Source organism: Fluviicoccus sp., from assembly GCF_030646115.1.
In the GTDB taxonomy this organism is placed as follows: Bacteria; Pseudomonadota; Gammaproteobacteria; order Pseudomonadales; family Moraxellaceae; genus Fluviicoccus.
Map to the genome: position 1 here is coordinate 11,564 of NZ_JAUSMX010000019.1, position 16,101 is coordinate 27,664.

Annotated in this window: 17 protein-coding genes; 11 read left to right on the forward strand and 6 right to left on the reverse strand. The window is 59.2% G+C overall.

The annotated features are described in order from the left end of the window. Positions 1-29: 29 nt before the first annotated feature. Positions 30-1,826, forward strand: a complete 1,797-nt coding sequence (locus tag Q7T36_RS14030) for a monovalent cation:proton antiporter-2 (CPA2) family protein (RefSeq protein ID WP_304849814.1) — start codon at positions 30-32, stop codon at positions 1,824-1,826. Between the two features lie 50 nt (positions 1,827-1,876). On the opposite strand, the gene Q7T36_RS14035 is transcribed toward Q7T36_RS14030, so the two are convergent. From Q7T36_RS14035 to Q7T36_RS14045, 3 genes are all read right to left on the reverse strand, one after another. Beyond that, a complete protein-coding gene (locus tag Q7T36_RS14035) occupies positions 1,877-3,046 on the reverse strand; it encodes a type III PLP-dependent enzyme (RefSeq protein WP_370690135.1) in 1,170 nt (389 codons plus the stop codon). Between the two features lie 85 nt (positions 3,047-3,131). Beyond that, positions 3,132-3,815: a carbonate dehydratase gene (gene can, locus Q7T36_RS14040; RefSeq protein WP_370690136.1), complete on the reverse strand. Its 684-nt coding sequence runs from the start codon at positions 3,813-3,815 to the stop codon at positions 3,132-3,134. Next, positions 3,796-4,197, reverse strand: coding sequence for a hypothetical protein (locus Q7T36_RS14045; protein ID WP_304849822.1), 402 nt, complete (start codon positions 4,195-4,197; stop codon positions 3,796-3,798). Before Q7T36_RS14045 ends, can begins: the two co-directional genes overlap by 20 nt. A gap of 154 nt (positions 4,198-4,351) precedes the next feature. Between Q7T36_RS14045 and Q7T36_RS14050 the strand changes: the two genes are divergently transcribed. Next, the gene (locus Q7T36_RS14050) at positions 4,352-4,663 is read left to right on the forward strand and encodes a pyrimidine/purine nucleoside phosphorylase (RefSeq protein ID WP_304849825.1); all 312 of its coding nucleotides are present in this window, start codon (positions 4,352-4,354) and stop codon (positions 4,661-4,663) included. Between the two features lie 103 nt (positions 4,664-4,766). Here the strand turns inward: Q7T36_RS14050 and Q7T36_RS14055 are convergent, their stop codons facing one another. Next, positions 4,767-7,115, reverse strand: coding sequence for a molybdopterin-dependent oxidoreductase (locus tag Q7T36_RS14055; protein WP_304849828.1), 2,349 nt, complete (start codon positions 7,113-7,115; stop codon positions 4,767-4,769). 146 nt (positions 7,116-7,261) lie between these two features. Here Q7T36_RS14055 and Q7T36_RS14060 point away from each other — a divergent pair, with 146 nt between their 5' ends. The 4 genes from Q7T36_RS14060 to Q7T36_RS14075 all read left to right on the forward strand — a co-directional run bounded on the left by Q7T36_RS14060 (position 7,262) and on the right by Q7T36_RS14075 (position 9,796). Next, positions 7,262-7,783, forward strand: a complete 522-nt coding sequence (locus Q7T36_RS14060) for an adenine phosphoribosyltransferase (protein ID WP_304849831.1) — start codon at positions 7,262-7,264, stop codon at positions 7,781-7,783. After that, positions 7,784-8,377: a hypothetical protein gene (locus Q7T36_RS14065; protein WP_304849835.1), complete on the forward strand. Its 594-nt coding sequence runs from the start codon at positions 7,784-7,786 to the stop codon at positions 8,375-8,377. It abuts the gene before it with no gap. 128 nt (positions 8,378-8,505) lie between these two features. After that, entirely contained in the window at positions 8,506-9,189 is a 684-nt protein-coding gene (locus Q7T36_RS14070; protein WP_304849838.1) for a pirin family protein, read from the forward strand. 16 nt (positions 9,190-9,205) lie between these two features. Next, positions 9,206-9,796, forward strand: a complete 591-nt coding sequence (locus Q7T36_RS14075; protein WP_304849841.1) for a malonic semialdehyde reductase — start codon at positions 9,206-9,208, stop codon at positions 9,794-9,796. Positions 9,797-9,849: 53 nt separating this feature from the next. Here the strand turns inward: Q7T36_RS14075 and Q7T36_RS14080 are convergent, their stop codons facing one another. Together Q7T36_RS14080 and Q7T36_RS14085 are read right to left on the reverse strand one after the other, a co-directional pair. Then, positions 9,850-10,560 (reverse strand): hypothetical protein, encoded by a 711-nt coding sequence (locus tag Q7T36_RS14080; protein WP_304849844.1) that lies wholly within the window; start codon positions 10,558-10,560, stop codon positions 9,850-9,852. Between the two features lie 92 nt (positions 10,561-10,652). Next, a complete protein-coding gene (locus Q7T36_RS14085; protein ID WP_304849847.1) occupies positions 10,653-11,360 on the reverse strand; it encodes an START domain-containing protein in 708 nt (235 codons plus the stop codon). A gap of 224 nt (positions 11,361-11,584) precedes the next feature. On the opposite strand from Q7T36_RS14085, the gene Q7T36_RS14090 reads away from it, so the two are divergent. From Q7T36_RS14090 to Q7T36_RS14110, 5 genes are all read left to right on the forward strand, one after another. Beyond that, complete coding sequence (locus Q7T36_RS14090) at positions 11,585-12,886, forward strand: AarF/ABC1/UbiB kinase family protein (RefSeq protein WP_304849850.1); 1,302 nt, start codon at positions 11,585-11,587, stop codon at positions 12,884-12,886. A gap of 65 nt (positions 12,887-12,951) precedes the next feature. Continuing rightward, on the forward strand, positions 12,952-14,028 hold the full coding sequence (gene pdhA, locus Q7T36_RS14095) for a pyruvate dehydrogenase (acetyl-transferring) E1 component subunit alpha (RefSeq protein ID WP_304849853.1): 1,077 nt from the start codon (positions 12,952-12,954) through the stop codon (positions 14,026-14,028). Then, complete coding sequence (locus tag Q7T36_RS14100) at positions 14,025-14,720, forward strand: alpha-ketoacid dehydrogenase subunit beta (protein WP_304849856.1); 696 nt, start codon at positions 14,025-14,027, stop codon at positions 14,718-14,720. The genes pdhA and Q7T36_RS14100 overlap by 4 nt, the downstream gene beginning before the upstream one ends. A gap of 5 nt (positions 14,721-14,725) precedes the next feature. Further along, positions 14,726-15,004: a transketolase C-terminal domain-containing protein gene (locus Q7T36_RS14105; protein WP_304849859.1), complete on the forward strand. Its 279-nt coding sequence runs from the start codon at positions 14,726-14,728 to the stop codon at positions 15,002-15,004. Next, positions 15,001-16,095, forward strand: a complete 1,095-nt coding sequence (locus Q7T36_RS14110) for a dihydrolipoamide acetyltransferase family protein (protein ID WP_304849862.1) — start codon at positions 15,001-15,003, stop codon at positions 16,093-16,095. Before Q7T36_RS14105 ends, Q7T36_RS14110 begins: the two co-directional genes overlap by 4 nt. Positions 16,096-16,101: the final 6 nt, after the last annotated feature.

The window sequence follows — 16,101 nt, forward strand, 5'->3', positions numbered from 1 at the left end:
TATCGTTATAACCTTCGGATATTTGCAGCATGACGCTCCTGACCCAGACGGCGCTCTTTCTTGGCGCAGCCTTGCTTATTGTTCCTCTTGGCCACCGCCTGGGCTTGGCCACCGTACTCGGTTACCTGCTGACCGGCCTGATTCTGGGTCCCAACCTGCTGGACGTCGCGGGCAACGCCGGTAACGTCATGCATTTTGCCGAATACGGCGTGGTGATGCTGCTGTTCCTGATCGGGCTGGAACTGGAGCCGTCGCGGCTGTGGGCGCTGAAGCGGCAGATTTTTGTGCTGGGGGGATTGCAGGTCATGCTGACCGGCCTGCTTTTTACCGGCATTGGCCTGATGTTTGACCTGAAGCCGGTGGTGGCCGCCATTGCCGGATTCGGCCTGTCCATGTCTTCCACCTCGTTTGTACTGCAACTGCTGGCTGACAAGAAGCAGCTTTCCGCCAAGCATGGCCGCAAGTCCTTTGCCATCCTGCTGTTTCAGGACATTGCCGTAATACCGCTGCTGGCCGTGCTGCCGCTGCTGTCAGGCAACAGCACCCAGGAATACAACCTGGCCTATTTCGGCAAGGTGTTTGCGGTGTTCGGACTGCTGATTGTCGCCAGCCGCTTTGTGGTGCGGCCTGTATTCCGGGTGATTGCCGCCAGCGGCGCGAATGAACTGCTGACGGCGGCGGCGCTGTTCATCATCCTCGGCATTACCCTGCTGATGGAATATCTGGGGCTGTCGATGGCGCTGGGCGCCTTTGTCACCGGTGTGCTGCTGGCGGACTCGCCCTACCGGCATGAACTGGAAGCCAGTATCCAGCCATTCAAGGGCTTGCTGCTGGGGCTGTTCTTCATGGCCGTGGGCATGAGCGCCGACATCCATCTGCTGATCAGCCACCCACTGCTGATGATTGGCGGTGCGCTGGGGCTGATGGCCATGAAGTTCGCGGTTCTGGCCGGCATCGGCAAGGCTTTGGGCAATACCTGGCAGACCAGCATCCGGCTGGGCATGGTGCTGTCCCAGGGCGGTGAATTCGCCTTCGTACTGTTCAGCACGGCAGCCGGTTACAAGCTGCTGCCCGGCAAGCTGGGCGACCAGTTGATCCTGATCGTGACCTTGTCGATGGCATTGACGCCGCTGGCGTTCATGATCCTGGCGAAATGGATTGAGCCGCTGTGGGTCCAGAAGGAAAAACGCGAGTTCGACAAGATCGAAGACCACGACAATCCGGTGGTGATCGCTGGTTTCGGGCGCTTCGGCCAGATTGTGGCGCGGGTGCTGCGCACGCACAAGATCGGGTTTACGGCGCTGGAAGGCGATGCCCGGCAGGTCGACTTTGTACGCCGCTTCGGCAACAACATTTATTATGGCAATCCCAGCAATCTGGATTTGCTGCGGGCGGCGCACCTCGACAAGGCCAAGGTATTCATCCTGGCCATTGACGATGTTGACGACTCCATCCGGACAGCGGTGCAGGTTCGCCATTATTTCCCCAATCTACCCATACTGGCGCGCGCCCGCGACCGCCGTCATGCCTACATGCTGATGGATCTGGGGGTGAAAGTGATTTTCCGCGAAACTTTCCTGTCCTCGCTGGATTTAGCCCGGCAAACCCTGGTGGAACTGGGTTATGACCCGTCACGCGCGGAACGCAGTGTCCGGACCTTCCGTGACTATGACGAAAAGCTGCTGAAACGACAGCAAGCCTTCTATCACGATGAGGAAAGCCTGATTGCCAGCAACAAGGAAGCGATGAAGGATCTGGAAGAGTTGTTCGACAGCGATGAGAAAGCACTGCGCAAGCAGATGGCGGAGGCGGAAGGAGAACTCTGAAGCCAAAAAAAGGGCGCCGTTTGCAGGCACCCTTTTCCATTGCCACCGGCTTACTTGATGTAGAACGCCTTCAGCGGCGGGAAGCCGTTGAATTCCACCGAACTGTAGGAGTTGGTGTAGGCGCCGGTGGTCAGCCAGTACAGGCGGTCACCCACGGCCAGGTTCAACGGCAGACCATAGCTGACATGCTCGTACATGATGTCGGTGGAGTCGCAGGTGGGGCCGGCGAGCACGACATTGCCTTCCGGCGGATGCTGTTCCATCTTTTCGGTATAGATCGGGTACTTGATCGACTCGCCCATGGTCTCGATGAGGCCCTGGAACAGACCGACGTCGGTGTAGATCCAGCGCTTGAGGTCGGTACGCGACTTGCGGGAAATCAGCACTACTTCCGACACCAGCACCCCGGACTCACCCACCAGCGAGCGGCCCGGCTCAAGGATGATTTCCGGCAGGTCATCACCGTAGTCATCGTGCAGATAACGCAGGATTTCTTCGGCATAGACCTGGATCGGGTTGACTTCGGAGATGTAGTTGGCCGGGAAACCGCCGCCCATGTTGATCATCTTCAGTTCAACGTCTTCTTCGTACTTCATCCAGTCAAACATGTATTTGACCTTGGAAAGAGCGGCGTCCCAGACGGCGATATCTTTTTGCTGCGAACCGACGTGGAAGGAAATGCCATAGGGCACCAGACCGTTCAGCTTGGCCTGCACCAGCAAGTCAATGGCCATGTCGGGGTGGCAGCCGAATTTACGGGACAGCGGCCACTCGGCGGTTTCGCCACCTTCCACCAGGATGCGCACGAAAACCTTGGAACCCGGCGCCTGTTCGGCGATGTTCTGCAGGTCGGCCTTTGAGTCGGTGGCGAACAGGCGCACGCCCTTCTCGTAGGCGTACTTGACGTGGGCCGCCTTCTTGATGGTGTTGCCATAGGAGATCAACGCCGGATCAACGCCGGCGTCCAGCACCTTGTTCAGCTCGTAAATCGAGGCGATGTCAAAGCTGCAGCCCTTGTCGCGCAGCAACTCGATGACCGGAGCGCCCGGATTGGCCTTCAGCGCATAATGCACCTTGGCCATGGGGAAGCAGGTGGTCAGCTCATCATACTTCTGGCTGATGATTTCGAGGTCGACCACCAGGAACGGAGTCTCCTTTCCATCCGCGAAATCCTTGATTTTTTTCCATTCTGCATCAGAGCAGTAATCCGAGAGACGCATACGCAATTACCCGACGAGGCCGAGATTAAAGTTGTTTCCGGAATTCCGGAAACGCCAGGATGTGAGTGCCGTAAAAGCGCGAAGATTAAGGCGAATCCCCTCGACAATCAAGGGCGCGAAGACCGGTTTTTTCGGCCAGCCGCCGACGGGCGTCCGCCAGCTCCTGAACGGAGGATAATGTGACCTCCAGATCACGCAGCAGGCCGTCTTCCACGCCGTAAATCCAGCCGTGAACAGTCAGCTGCTGCCCCTTGGCCCAAGCCTGGTGCACCAGCGAGTTCTGGCAGACATTGAACACCTGCTGCAACACGTTCAGCTCGCACAGCGCCTGCAGGCGGGAGTTCTCATCCTCAAAACCGGTCAGGTAGATATCGTAAGCATTGATGATGTCGTGAATATGACGCAGCCAGTTGTCAATGAGCCCGAAATGCATGTTGCGCAAGGCCGCAAGAATGCCGCCGCACCCATAATGGCCGCAAATGATGATGTGTTCCACTTTCAGCACTTCAATGGCGTACTGCATAACGGACAGGCAGTTGAAGTCGGTGTGGATCACCATGTTGGCGACATTGCGGTGGACGAACATGTCACCCGGCAGCAGGTCAACCAGTTGCGTGCAGGGTACGCGGCTGTCGGAACAACCGATCCACAGGTAGCGGGGGGTTTGTTGCGAGGACAGCTTGGTGAAGAATTCCGGGTCTTCGGCCTTGATGCTGGCCGCCCAGGTGCGGTTGCGGGCCAGCAGGTCGTCAAGCTTGCGGCTGGTCATCGGCATCTCCGTCGGTCTTGAGAACCGGCATCATTTCCGGCGCAGGAGGCTCGCCTCCGGATGTCAGTTGCCGGATCGTCGTTTTTTCGGTCCACATGGCGGCATAGGTCAGGAAAACCATGCCCGCCAGCAGCAGGCCGCAACCGAGAAACGCCAGGTTGCCCAGCGCGGCCAACCGGGCCACCTCGATATCGGCGACGCCGCCAACCCGCAACTTCTCCAGCAGCAACATGGGATCGACAAACAGCGGGTGAATACTCCACAGCCAGCCGTAAAAGCCTGCCACCGCCACCAGGATCAGCCAGCCCAGCCGGTTCCACCAGCGGATGGCGCTCAGCCTGCGATCAAGATATTGCTGTTGTTCGGGACTCAGTGGCCTCATGTTCGTCTGGCTCGGGGTCGGAAAAGATGCGGGGAGTATGCCACGTCAGGACGTAGGTTTCACGATCGGGTCGGGGCTAAGTGTTCGAATATGGTCATTTTGCCTGCGCCCGAATGTCGGGTAGAATGCGCCCCACTTCACCAGGAGCCAGACCATGAGCCAGTTCGACAATGTCAGTGTTATCAAGAAATCCAATGTCTACTTTGACGGCAAGTGCGTCAGCCACACCGTGCTGCTGGCCGACGGCTCGCGCAAGACCGTGGGCGTGATCCTGCCCTCGACACTGGTGTTCAACACCGGTGCGCCGGAAATAATGGAAGTGATCGGCGGCCGTTGCCGCGTGCGGCTGGCCGGCAGCGAAAGCTGGAATGAATACGGCGCAGGCCAAAGCTTTGACGTACCTGGCAACTCCAGTTTCACCATCGAAACGCTGGAAAACCTGGATTACGTGTGCCACTTCGCCTGACAGCGGTTGCGTGCAGCCCGGTTGCTTGACCGGGCCTCCACGAACAGTGAAACCAATGATAAAGGGCGCTTCCGCGCCCTTTATCATTTAAGGAAAGACCGGATCAGGCCTGCTCCACCTTGACCTTGCGCACCCGTTTGGGCTTGGCGGGCGGGTTGGCCAGACTGACTTGAACCGGAATACCGTTCAGGGCGGCGGTGCCGGTCAGGCTGTCCAGCCAGTGTTCGTCGGTGATGTCATTCATGCTGACCCCGGCCTTGCCTTCGGCAATGCTGAGCTGGGAGCCTTCACGATGATGCCCGAATCCGTGCGGAATGCTGATGACACCGGGCATGATGTCAGCGCAGAACTCCACCGGAATCACGAGGTCGCCAACGCGGGAAGTCACCCGCAATTCTTCCCCTTCCTGAACCTTCAACGCGGCGGCATCATCAGGGTGAATCATCACCGTGCAACGGTTCTTGCCCTTCACCAGCGGCAGGCTGTTATGCAGCCAGGAATTGTTGCTGCGGATATGACGGCGGCCGATCAGCACCATCTCCCCCTTCCTGGCCTTGCCACCGGCCGGCATCTCCTGACGCGCCCGCTCCAGTTCCGGCAGATAGATATGCGGCGCCAGCAACACCTTGCCATCCGGCGTGCAGATGCGTTGCAGCAGGCCAGGCTCCAGAGCACCCAAGTCGATACCGTGCGGGTTCTCTTTGAGCATGGCGACACTGAGGCCGATAGCCTTGCCGCTGACCGGGGTGGCCAGCATCAACTGCCGCAACTGGCGGGCCAGCTTGCGGGCCGGAGGCAGCTTTTCCAGCAAGGACAGCAACGAGGCGCTGGAAGCATGCAGGGCATTGCCCAGTCCGAACGCCCGATGACCATAAGGGCCGGACTGCAACAACAGGTCCAGCACGCCTTCAGGACCGTCCAGCCGCTCCACCGCCTGCTTTACCAGCCGCCACACCGCTTTCTCGGTGGGCGTATTGCTGTTCAGCCGCGCTGACAGCTCCAGCAGGATTTGCCAGTCATGGCGGGTGTTCTCCAGCGGCTGCATCAGCGCCGGGGAGTACTTGGTGACGTTGCGCACGGCAATGGTGTTGAAGATCAGGTCGTAATGACCATGTTCCAGCGGCCCGGTGGGCGGCAGGATGATATGGGCGTGACGCGTGGTTTCGTTCAGGTAGAAGTCAATGGACACCATGAAGTCGAGGCCGGACAGCGCCTCGTCCATCTGGCGGCCGTTGGGCGTCGACAACACCGGATTGCCCGCATGGGTCACCAAGGCGCGGATCTGGCCCTGCCCCGGCGTCAGGATTTCTTCCGCCAGCACGGCCACCGGCAGTTCACCGTTGAACTCCGGCAGGCCGCGAACACGGGAACGATAGCGGTTGAAGCTGCCGCGCAATGCCGGTGATGACGAGGTCAGGCCGACCACATCGACCGCCGGATGCGTGAACATGGCGCCGCCAGGCGCATCGGCATTGCCGGTAACGACGTTGATGGCATTGATCAGCCAGGCGTTGACGCCGCCCCACGACTGAGTGCACACGCCCATGCGGCCGTAGCAGACCGCCCGCTCGGCGGCGGCAAATTCACGGGCGGTCTGGCGAATCCACTCAGCGGAAAGACCTGTGGCCTCCTCGACATCTTCAGGCTCAAACGCTGCCACGGCAGCCTTCAGCACATCCAGACCGGTTACCCGCCCCTTCAACTCACCCAGAGAGACGATGTTGTCGGTGAACAGCACATTGAGGAAAGCCGCCAGGAAATAGACATCAGCGGCCGGTTTGATGAATTGATGCTCAAAACACTGCGCGGTTTCAGTGCGGCGCGGGTCCAGCACCACCACCCGGCCGCCGCGCTGGGGAATCTTCTTCAGGCGGCCCATGACATCACCGGCGCTCATCAGGCTGCCGTTGGAGGCGGCAGGATTGGCGCCCAGCATCAGCATGAAATCAGTATTGTCGATATCGGGAATGGGCAGCATCAATTGATGGCCGAACATCTGCAACGCCGCCAGCATGTGCGGCAGCTGGTCAACGCTGGTGGCGCTGAACTTGTTGCGCGAATGCAGCGACGCCATCAGCGGTGCGGCAAACAGCGAGGCTCCCAGGTTATGCACCGTCGGGTTGCCTGCATAAAAGGCCACGGCATGACGCCCGTGCTCATGCTGCACTTTGTGGATGCCGGCGGCAACTTCGTCAAAGGCCTGGTCCCAGGAGATTTCCTGCCAGTCGGAACCCACCCGCTTCAAGGGGTAACGCAGGCGATCCGGGTCTTCATGCAGCGACTTCAGGCCGATAGCCTTGGCGCAGACATGACCACGGCTGAACGGATCATCGGCATCGCCCTTGATGGAGGCAACGATCTCGGTCTCGCCATCCAGATCCAGCTCGGTGGTAATGGTGACGCCACACATGGCTTCACAGAGATTGCAGGTGCGGTGATGGGGCTGGCTCATGGCGGCGTTCTCCCTGGCGTTGTTGTCGTTCGATGGACATGAAAGTGTCCACACAGTACCTTATTTTGGCGGACTTTGGCAGAGGCCTGTTCCTGCCGCCCCCGGAACAGTTACTATTTCCCGATAACCTGTATGGACTGCCTCCCATGTCACTGGCCGAACTTGAAACGCATATCCGCAGCATCCCGGACTTCCCCAAGCCGGGCATCCTGTTCCGCGACATCACGCCGTTGCTGCATGACCGTTTCCGCGACACCATTGATGAGGTCGCCGGGCTGTTCACCGCCGAGGAATGGCAGGCTTTTGACGCCATTGTCGGGGTGGAGTCGCGCGGTTTCATTCTCGCCAGCGGCCTGGCCTATGCCTTGGGCAAGGGTCTGCTGGTGGTGCGCAAGCCCGGCAAGCTGCCGCCGCCGCATCACACCGTGTCCTATTCCTTGGAATACGGTCAGGACTCGCTGCAGATGTCCAGCAACTTCGCCCCGCAACGGGTGCTGGTGGCCGATGACGTGCTCGCCACCGGCGGTACCCTGCGCGCCACCTGCGAGCTGTGTGAGCAATGCGGGCACGACGTGGTCGGCATCACCACCCTGATCGATCTGGCCGGGCTGAATGACTTCTCCTGGAAGGGTTTGCGGACGCGCTCATTGTTCAGCTATGGTGATTGAATGAAACGCCCCATCTTGCTGGTGCTGGCGCTGGAACAGGAAAACCATCAGCACCGCCTGAATCCCCTTGTGGATGACGTACTTTATACCGGCGTCGGGAAGGTCAACGCCACGCTGACACTGACCCGCCATCTGGCCGCTTGTGGTGAAATGCCGCTGGTGGTGAACGTCGGCTCGGCCGGTTCACACTGCTTCTGTTGCGGTGAGGTAATCAATGTCACGGAGTTTGTGCAGCGCGACATGGATTGCACGGCCATGGGCGTGCCGCTGGGGCAGACCCCGTTTGAAGGCATCAAGCGCCTGCAGAACGGCATCGACATCGCAGGCCTGGTGAGCGCCACCGCCTTCACCGGCGACAGTTTCGTCACCGAAGCTCACCCGGTTTTCCATCTGGAAGTGATCGACATGGAAGCCTATGCCCTGGCCAAGGTCTGCGAAGCCTTCCATGCCCCGTTCCTGTGCCTGAAGTTCATCACCGACGGCGCCGATGGCGAAGCCGCCACGGACTGGAGTGAAGCCGTGGTCCTGTCCGCACATCGGCTGGAGGATTCGCTTAAAGCCGCCTTGCAACAACTGTCCGCAGCCATCACCTAAAGTTTGGTGTTTCCTCAAAGCGAACACGCTTTCCCGCAAACCCTGTCTACCCCCTGTGCATTCATCCGCCTAAAGTAGCCTCATACCCACAGACGCACCGCCCCATAACGGCGATGCCGGAGGCCGTCATGATTACCGTTCATTCCGCCGACAACCGTGGCCACGCTGACTTTGGCTGGCTGGACTCCTGGCACAGCTTCTCGTTCGGCTCCTGGTACGACCCGCGCCACATGGGTGTGTCGGTGTTGCGTGTCATCAACGATGACCGCATCCGCGCCCTGAGCGGCTTCGGCCGGCACCCGCACGAGAACATGGAAATCCTGACCTATGTCCTGAGCGGCGTTATCAGCCACAAGGACAGTATGGGCAATGAAACCCATATCCGCGCCGGGCAGTTTCAGCTGATGAGCGCCGGCAGCGGCCTCACCCACAGCGAACACAATCGCCTGCCACACCAGGAAACCCGGATTTTGCAGATCTGGCTGTACCCGGACCGCCAGAACACGGCACCCGGCTATCAGGAACTGCAACCCGATGAGCAAACCGGCCTGCGCCTGATCGTCTCACCGGACGGCGCCGACGGCAGCATGCTCATCAAGCAAAACGCCCGCATCCACCGCGTCAAACTGGATTCCGACAGCCATCTAACCCTGCCGCTGCAAGGCGTGACCGGCTACCTGCACATCATCAGCGGTCAGGTGCATCTGGACCAGACGCTGCTGGCTGAAGGCGACGGCGCGGAAGCCTCCCGCGACAGCCTGGAACTGCATACCCTGACTGCCACTGAAGCCCTGTGGTTTGACCTGCCCTGATTTATTGGAGAAAAACATGAACACGCCCTTGAACGACACCGCCCTGCAGCAACTGTTTACCGAAGCCCGCACCTTCTCGCACTGGCAGGAAAAACCCGTCAGCCGTGAGCAGTTGGAGCAGCTGTTCCGCCTGGCAAGCCTGCCGCCCACGGCCGCCAATACCAATCCTGGCCGTTTCATCTTTCTGACTACGCCGGAAGCCAAGCAGAAACTGGCGCCCGCGCTGTCGCCGGGTAACGTGGACAAAACACTTTCCGCCCCGGTGACGGTGATTGTGGCCCATGACACCGCCTTCTACGAACAACTGCCGCAACTGTTCCCCCAAACTGATGCCCGCAGCTGGTATGTCGGTAATGAAGCGCTGATTGAAAAGACAGCCTTCCAGAACGGCAGTCTGCAAGGGGCTTACCTGATGCTGGCCGCGCGCTCGCTGGGACTGGATTGCGGCCCGATGGGCGGCTTCGACAATGCGAAAGTGGATGAGTTGTTCCTGGCCGGGACCGGCTGGAAATCAAACTTCCTGCTGAATCTGGGCTATGGCGATCGCAGCACGCTGCATCCGCGCAATCCGCGACTGAGTCTGGAACAGGCGGCTCGATTTCTGTGAGCCGGAAATGCAAAGACCGGCTGATGGCCGGTCTTTGCATTCCTACAGGAGCCTCAAGGCTCTACGAAGGTGAAAGCCGAGGGTGACGTCAGATCCGTATACTCCTTGCTTTGCAGCATGCGCATCATGGAGACCATGATCAGGTAAGGCACCCGGCGCTGAACAAAGTTTACGGTCCACGCCGGCGCCATGCCGCCCGGATCCACATAGCCTTCCGACTCGAAACGGGTTCTGTTCTTGCCTTGCGGCGTCAGCTTGACCACGAAATCCTGGGAGATCACCCGCACAATGCCCTGCCTTGCCGGAATGTAATCAGGAACGGCATTGACCCGGAGCAACATATAACCGCGTTTGGCGCTATAGGGCTCAATCACGGCATGAAATGCACCGTCGCGATCCGGCAATCCCAGCGGTGCGTTGAAACGCATGTAGTAGTAATACTCAGTCTTGCTGACCTGCTTCAGCATCTTCGATTCAAGCGTTTCCCAATACCACCGCGGCATGTTCTCCATATCCGTGTGCAAACGGCCAATCGCCTCGATGGAGGAGTCCACCACCGCATCAATCTTGAACGAACGGATGCGTTTCCCGTCTTCCTGCTTGGCCCAGGTACGGATTTCGCGCTTGTCATCATTGCGGGCCGGTACCCACTCATTCGTGCGGGTTTCACCCCGTAACTCCTGCAGATCGTCGGAGGCCGCGATGGCGGGTGAGGCCATCGGCAACAACAGGGTAATGCTCAGTATTATTCTCATCAACATCATGGCTACATCACCATCCTAAATATAATCATTCATCAGCTTTCATAGGACAAAGACTATACATTATCGATTCCTGCCCGACAATCCAACCAAAGCTACTCCCGGAAGGTATATTCGGCCGGACTTGTCGCTTCGGCATACTCCTTCATCTGCGACATCCGTAACAGCGACACCATGATCAGGTAAGGCACCCGCTTCTGGACAAAATTGATGGTCCAGGCAGGGACATTACCACCCGGATCCACATAACCCTCGGTTTCAAACTGCACCTTGTCCTTGCCAACCGGTGTGAATTTGGCAAAGAGATCCTGCGCCACCACCCGCACCAAACCCTCTTTTTTCGGCAGGTAATCGGGAACCGCTTTCACCGTGATCATCATGTATCCGCGCTTGGCGGTATATGGCTCAATCACTGCATGAAAGACGGCGTCACGGTCGGGCAGGTTCAGCGGTGCATTGAAACGCATGTAGTAGTAATATTCACGATCACTGACTTTCTTCAGCAAGCGTGCTTCCCGTGTTTCCCAGTACCAGCGCGGCATGTTGGGTACATCGGTGTAAACCCGCGCTATGGCATCCAGGCTTACATCCAGCAACCCCTCGGCACGGAATGAACGCAGGCGCTTGCCTTCCTCGTGGCGGGCAAAAGTCTTGATGTGGCGCAATTCGTCATTGCGTACCGGCACCCACTCCCCAAAGGTCGGCTTTCCGCGCAGTTCCTCCAGATCGTCGGATACGGCAAAAACCGGAAAGGACGCCATCACGCTCAGCGCCAGCAGAAATTTTACGAAACGGCTCATCATTGTTGTTTTCTCCATGCCGGCTTGTGAATGGCTCAATCACCCTCATACTGACCGGCTTATAACCGGTTTATTGCTGGCTTGCCGCACAATTCCGACAAGATAGCAGTTGCTTTCCATTAATGAGGGCAATGTACCCCGTTTTTTGCACGGAAGCGATTGACATTGAATTCCGGGCGCATAGCATCAACCATACATCGATAAAGACCACGCATTAGGGCCACACCATGAGCGACAACAACAAGAAACACGCCAGCACCCCCGGCAAACGCTTCATGCGGCTGGCGGGGATGACGGCCAGCATCACCGGCAAGGTGATGAGCAACTCGTTCAAGAGCATGGTGGGCAATGCGGAAGAAAAGGCGGAAGCCCGCAGCCAGATGTACACTGAGATCGGCAAGCAGATCGCCAATACCCTGGGCGAAATGAAGGGCGCAGTGATGAAGGTAGGCCAGATCGCCTCCCAGTATCAGGACATCTTCCCGCCTGAAATCGCCGAGGCCATGACCAAGCTGCAGAAAGAAGCGCCGCCCATGCCCTATTCCGTGATTGAGCAGCAGATCATTCATGAATTGGGCGCCAAACCAGCGGAAAAGTTCGCGCATTTTGACGAGAAGCCGTTTGCCGCCGCCTCCATTGGCCAAGTCCACCGCGCCCGGTTACACACCGGCGAGGATGTGATCGTCAAGGTGCAGTATCCCGGTGTGGCGGAATGTTGCGAGTCGGACCTGAAACACCTGCGCATGGCCTTGAAACTGGCCGGAGTCATCAAGCTAAGCAAGGAACTGCAGGAGCAGCTGTTTGAAGAAATCCGCATGTCGCTGCATTCAGAGCTGGACTATCTGGAAGAGGCCGCCAACCTCCGGGAGTTCGGCGAATTCCACAGTGGCGATGACAAGGTCATCATTCCCAAGGTCTTTGACGAATTCACCAGCAAACGGGTGCTGACCCTGAGCTATGAAGGCGGCGACGGCCTGCAGGATGCCAAGCACTACCCATCCCATGTCCGCAACGAACTGGGGCAGAAACTTTTTCAAGTACTCTGCGAACAGCTCTATCACTTGCAAGCGTTGCATTGCGACTCGCACCCCGGCAACTTCGCCTTCCGTCCGGACGGCACGCTGGTCATTTATGACTTCGGCTGTGTGAAACGGCTGAATCCGCTGCTGGTGGGTGAATTCAAGCGGCTGGTGAAGGCAGCGCTGCATAATGATTACGCCACGGTAGAAGCCGTGTTGCGTGACCTGGGCATCCGCACCCATGGCGGGCCGGAAGTTCCTCCGGAGTATTATCTGGAATGGATCGACATCCTGCTGGACCCGATCCGCGACAAGTCCTTCGACTTTGCCCGCAGCAAGGTGCATGAACAGGTGCTGGGCAAGGCCAAGTCGCTAATCCAGTATTGGGACAGCTTCCAGCCCTCCGCCGAGACCATGATGATCAACCGCGCCATTGGCGGCCACTACTGGAATATGGTGCATTTGGGCGTACACAGCAACTTCGGACGGCCTTTGCTGGGATACCTGTAAGACAAAACCGCCAGCACTGACTAGACTGACTCTCAAGGTTCCCATAATTCCTTGAGGCGTCGGTCATGTCCTTCATCCGCGAGGTCACCCCGGATTTTCCCCTGCACTGCCTGCTGGATGCCTCCGGCCGACTGACCGCTGCATTGCCCGACTTCCTGGCCGACCAGGCCTTGTGGCTGGAGGCCTACACCCATCTCTGGCGCACCCGCCTCTTCGACCGCCGCGCTGTTGCGCTGCAACGCACCGGCCAGCTTGGCACCTATGCCAGCTGCCTGGGTCAGGAGGCCATCAGCGCCGCCATCGGCTTCCGTATGCATCCCGATGACATCCTGGTTCCTTACTACCGCGACCAGGCCGCGCAACTGCGGCGCGGCGTGCACATGCAGTCCATTCTGCGTTTCTGGGGCGGGGATGAATGGGGCGCTCATGACGGCCCGCCGCACGACCTGAGCTGGTGCATTCCCATCGCCACACAAATCACCCACGCCGCCGGCGTCGCGACCGCGCTGAAGCTGCGGCACCTACCTCAGGCCGTACTCACGACTTGCGGCGACGGCGCCAGTTCACGCGGGGATTTTTATGAAGCGCTGAATCTGGCGGGCGTGTGGCATCTGCCGCTGGTGTTGGTGATCAACAACAATCAATGGGCCATTTCGGTGCCGCTCAGCCAGCAGACCGCCGCCGCGACGCTGGCGCAAAAGGCGGTGGCCTTCGGCATTCCCGGTGTCCGGGTGGACGGCAACGATTTCTTTGCCATGGCCGCCGTACTGGAGGAAGCCCTGCAACGCGCCCGCACCGGCAAAGGGCCAACGCTGGTGGAGGCTGTAACCTACCGTCTTTGCGACCACACCACCGCCGACGACATGAGCCGCTATGCCGACCCGGCCGCCCGCGATGCCGCCGCCGCGCTGGAGCCGTTGCTGCGTTTCCGCCGTCTGCTGGAACACGAATGCGGCTGGGACGAAAGCAGTCAGCAGGCCATGGAAGCAGAGCTGAATCGTGAAATCGCTGCCGAAGTTGATAGTTACCTCGCTCTGCCGCCCTCCCGTCCGGAAGACATGTTTGACTACCTTTACGCCGCAATGCCCGAAGATCTGTCACGACAAAAGTCCGATTGGCTGGCGCGGAGAGCCGCCTCATGAAAATGACTCTTGTCGAGGCCATTGACCTGGCGCTGGCGCGGGCGCTGGAAGAAGACGAACGCGTTGTGATTCTGGGCGAGGATGTCGGACGGAATGGCGGAGTCTTCCGCGCCACCGTCGGTTTACGGGAACGCTTCGGCCCGCGTCGGGTGCTGGATACCCCGCTGGCCGAAAGCCTGATTGCCGGACTGGCTGTGGGCATGAGCAGCCAGGGCTTGCGGCCGGTGGCGGAAATCCAGTTCATGGGCTTTATTTACGCCGCGATGGAACATCTGATTTCCCATGCCGCCCGCTTCCGCAACCGCACGCGCGGACGCCTGAGTTGCCCGCTGACGCTGCGGATGCCCTTTGGTGCGGGCATCCGCGCCCCGGAACACCACTCTGAAAGCACCGAGGCGCTGCTGACCCACATTCCCGGCCTGAAGGTCGTGGCGGCCTCATCACCCCGCACGGCTTACGGCCTGCTGCTCTCCGCCATTCGTGATCCCGACCCGGTGATTGTGCTGGAGCCGGAACGGCTGTACCGCAGCCTGAAGGAAGATGTTATTGATGATGGACAGGGACTGCCGCTGGATGAATGCCTGATCTGGCGTCCCGGCGCCGATATCACCCTGATCAGCTGGGGGGCCATGGTGCAGGACTGCCTGCTGGCCGCCGATAACTGGCCGCGGAAGGCATCGATTGTGAGGTGATTGATGTGATTTCGCTAAAGCCGCTGGACATGGATAACCTGCTGACCTCGGTGGCGCTGACCGGACATTGCGTGATTGTGCAGGAAGCGGTGCGAAGTGGCGGATTGGCCAGTGAACTGAGCGCCCGCCTGAGTGAGGCCGCTTTTCACGCCCTGCGTGCCCCTATCCGGCGGGTCACAGCGCCGGACATCATTGTGCCATACGCCCGTCTAGAGCAATCCTATTTGCCTCAAGTCAGCGACATCATTCAGGCGGTTCGGCAAACCCGGGAGGCAGGCCGATGAAGACTTTTTTACTACCCGACTTGGGCGAAGGCTTGAAGGAAGCTGTGATTACGGAATGGATGGCGGCGGCGGGAGAATTTGTGGCTCAGGGCCGACCGATGCTGGCGGTTGAAACCGCCAAGTCGGTTGTCGAAATTCCATCACCCTATGATCTTGTGCTTGACCGCCGGCTAGCCGTGACCGGTGACACCGTTGCCGTGGGACAGCCCCTGTTTGCTTACAGTAACCGTGAACCGGCGTCCAAGGATGGCGCATGCGTCAAGGCGGCTGACCGGGGAAGTGTCGTCGGTAGTCTGGATACAACGGCGCCTGAACAACAGGACCGGCTATTGCTAACCGGGACGCAGCGGTACTCAGCAGATGAAAAACGCCGGGCGCGGCAACAATTGACGGCTCAACCGGCATTATCGTACACAAAAATCGTCGCGCCTGCCCTGCTGACCTCCACCGACGCCGCACCGCTGACCGGAACCCGTTTGCAAATGAGCCGGCAACTGTCCGCCGCCCACCGCGAGGTAGTCCAAGTTACGGTATTTGATGAAGCTCCTCTGGGACCGGACTACCGTCCGCTATTACCGAAACTGGTGCACTCCTTGTGCCGGGCTTGCAAGGATGTACCGGAAGCCAACTCCTGGATGCAGCAGGAAACCTTGTTACGGCATGAGCACGTACAACTGGGTCTGGCCGTGGATACCGATTATGGTCTGGTGGTGCCGGTTTTGCACGATGCTGACCTTCTGGATTTACGACAAATCCAGCATGGCCTGAGAGTGCTTTCGACCAAGGCGCGAACGCAGCAGCTGAATGCCGGTGACAGCCGTGGCGCCACTCTAAGCCTCTCCAGTTACGGCAGTCTGGGCGGCCGCTATGCCACACCGCTGGTGGTGCCACCGCAGGTCGTCATTCTTGGCGCAGGCAAGATTCGGGAGGAATATCGGCTGAACCGGCGCGGCAAAGCAAAGCAAGTGCGTTACTTACCTTTATCCCTGAGCTTTGATCATCGTGCCTTGACCGGAGCGGAAGCCATCCGTTTCATGCAGGCTGTCTGTTACTGGCTGGCCGCCAGCAGTGAAAAAAAAGGCAGGCCGTAAGGCCTG

What these genes read in the sequence shown, in the direction of transcription:
- Q7T36_RS14100 (WP_304849856.1), top strand. Translation starts at nt 14,025, where the DNA reads ATGAAAATGACTCTTGTCGAGGCCATTGACCTGGCGCTGGCGCGGGCG.
- Q7T36_RS14060 (WP_304849831.1), top strand. Translation starts at nt 7,262, where the DNA reads ATGTCACTGGCCGAACTTGAAACGCATATCCGCAGCATCCCGGACTTC.
- can (WP_370690136.1), bottom strand. Translation starts at nt 3,815, where the DNA reads ATGACCAGCCGCAAGCTTGACGACCTGCTGGCCCGCAACCGCACCTGG.
- Q7T36_RS14035 (WP_370690135.1), bottom strand. Translation starts at nt 3,046, where the DNA reads ATGCGTCTCTCGGATTACTGCTCTGATGCAGAATGGAAAAAAATCAAG.
- Q7T36_RS14070 (WP_304849838.1), top strand. Translation starts at nt 8,506, where the DNA reads ATGATTACCGTTCATTCCGCCGACAACCGTGGCCACGCTGACTTTGGC.
- Q7T36_RS14045 (WP_304849822.1), bottom strand. Translation starts at nt 4,197, where the DNA reads ATGAGGCCACTGAGTCCCGAACAACAGCAATATCTTGATCGCAGGCTG.
- Q7T36_RS14085 (WP_304849847.1), bottom strand. Translation starts at nt 11,360, where the DNA reads ATGATGAGCCGTTTCGTAAAATTTCTGCTGGCGCTGAGCGTGATGGCG.
- Q7T36_RS14055 (WP_304849828.1), bottom strand. Translation starts at nt 7,115, where the DNA reads ATGAGCCAGCCCCATCACCGCACCTGCAATCTCTGTGAAGCCATGTGT.
- Q7T36_RS14030 (WP_304849814.1), top strand. Translation starts at nt 30, where the DNA reads ATGACGCTCCTGACCCAGACGGCGCTCTTTCTTGGCGCAGCCTTGCTT.
- Q7T36_RS14065 (WP_304849835.1), top strand. Translation starts at nt 7,784, where the DNA reads ATGAAACGCCCCATCTTGCTGGTGCTGGCGCTGGAACAGGAAAACCAT.
- Q7T36_RS14075 (WP_304849841.1), top strand. Translation starts at nt 9,206, where the DNA reads ATGAACACGCCCTTGAACGACACCGCCCTGCAGCAACTGTTTACCGAA.
- Q7T36_RS14110 (WP_304849862.1), top strand. Translation starts at nt 15,001, where the DNA reads ATGAAGACTTTTTTACTACCCGACTTGGGCGAAGGCTTGAAGGAAGCT.
- Q7T36_RS14050 (WP_304849825.1), top strand. Translation starts at nt 4,352, where the DNA reads ATGAGCCAGTTCGACAATGTCAGTGTTATCAAGAAATCCAATGTCTAC.
- pdhA (WP_304849853.1), top strand. Translation starts at nt 12,952, where the DNA reads ATGTCCTTCATCCGCGAGGTCACCCCGGATTTTCCCCTGCACTGCCTG.
- Q7T36_RS14080 (WP_304849844.1), bottom strand. Translation starts at nt 10,560, where the DNA reads ATGATGTTGATGAGAATAATACTGAGCATTACCCTGTTGTTGCCGATG.
- Q7T36_RS14090 (WP_304849850.1), top strand. Translation starts at nt 11,585, where the DNA reads ATGAGCGACAACAACAAGAAACACGCCAGCACCCCCGGCAAACGCTTC.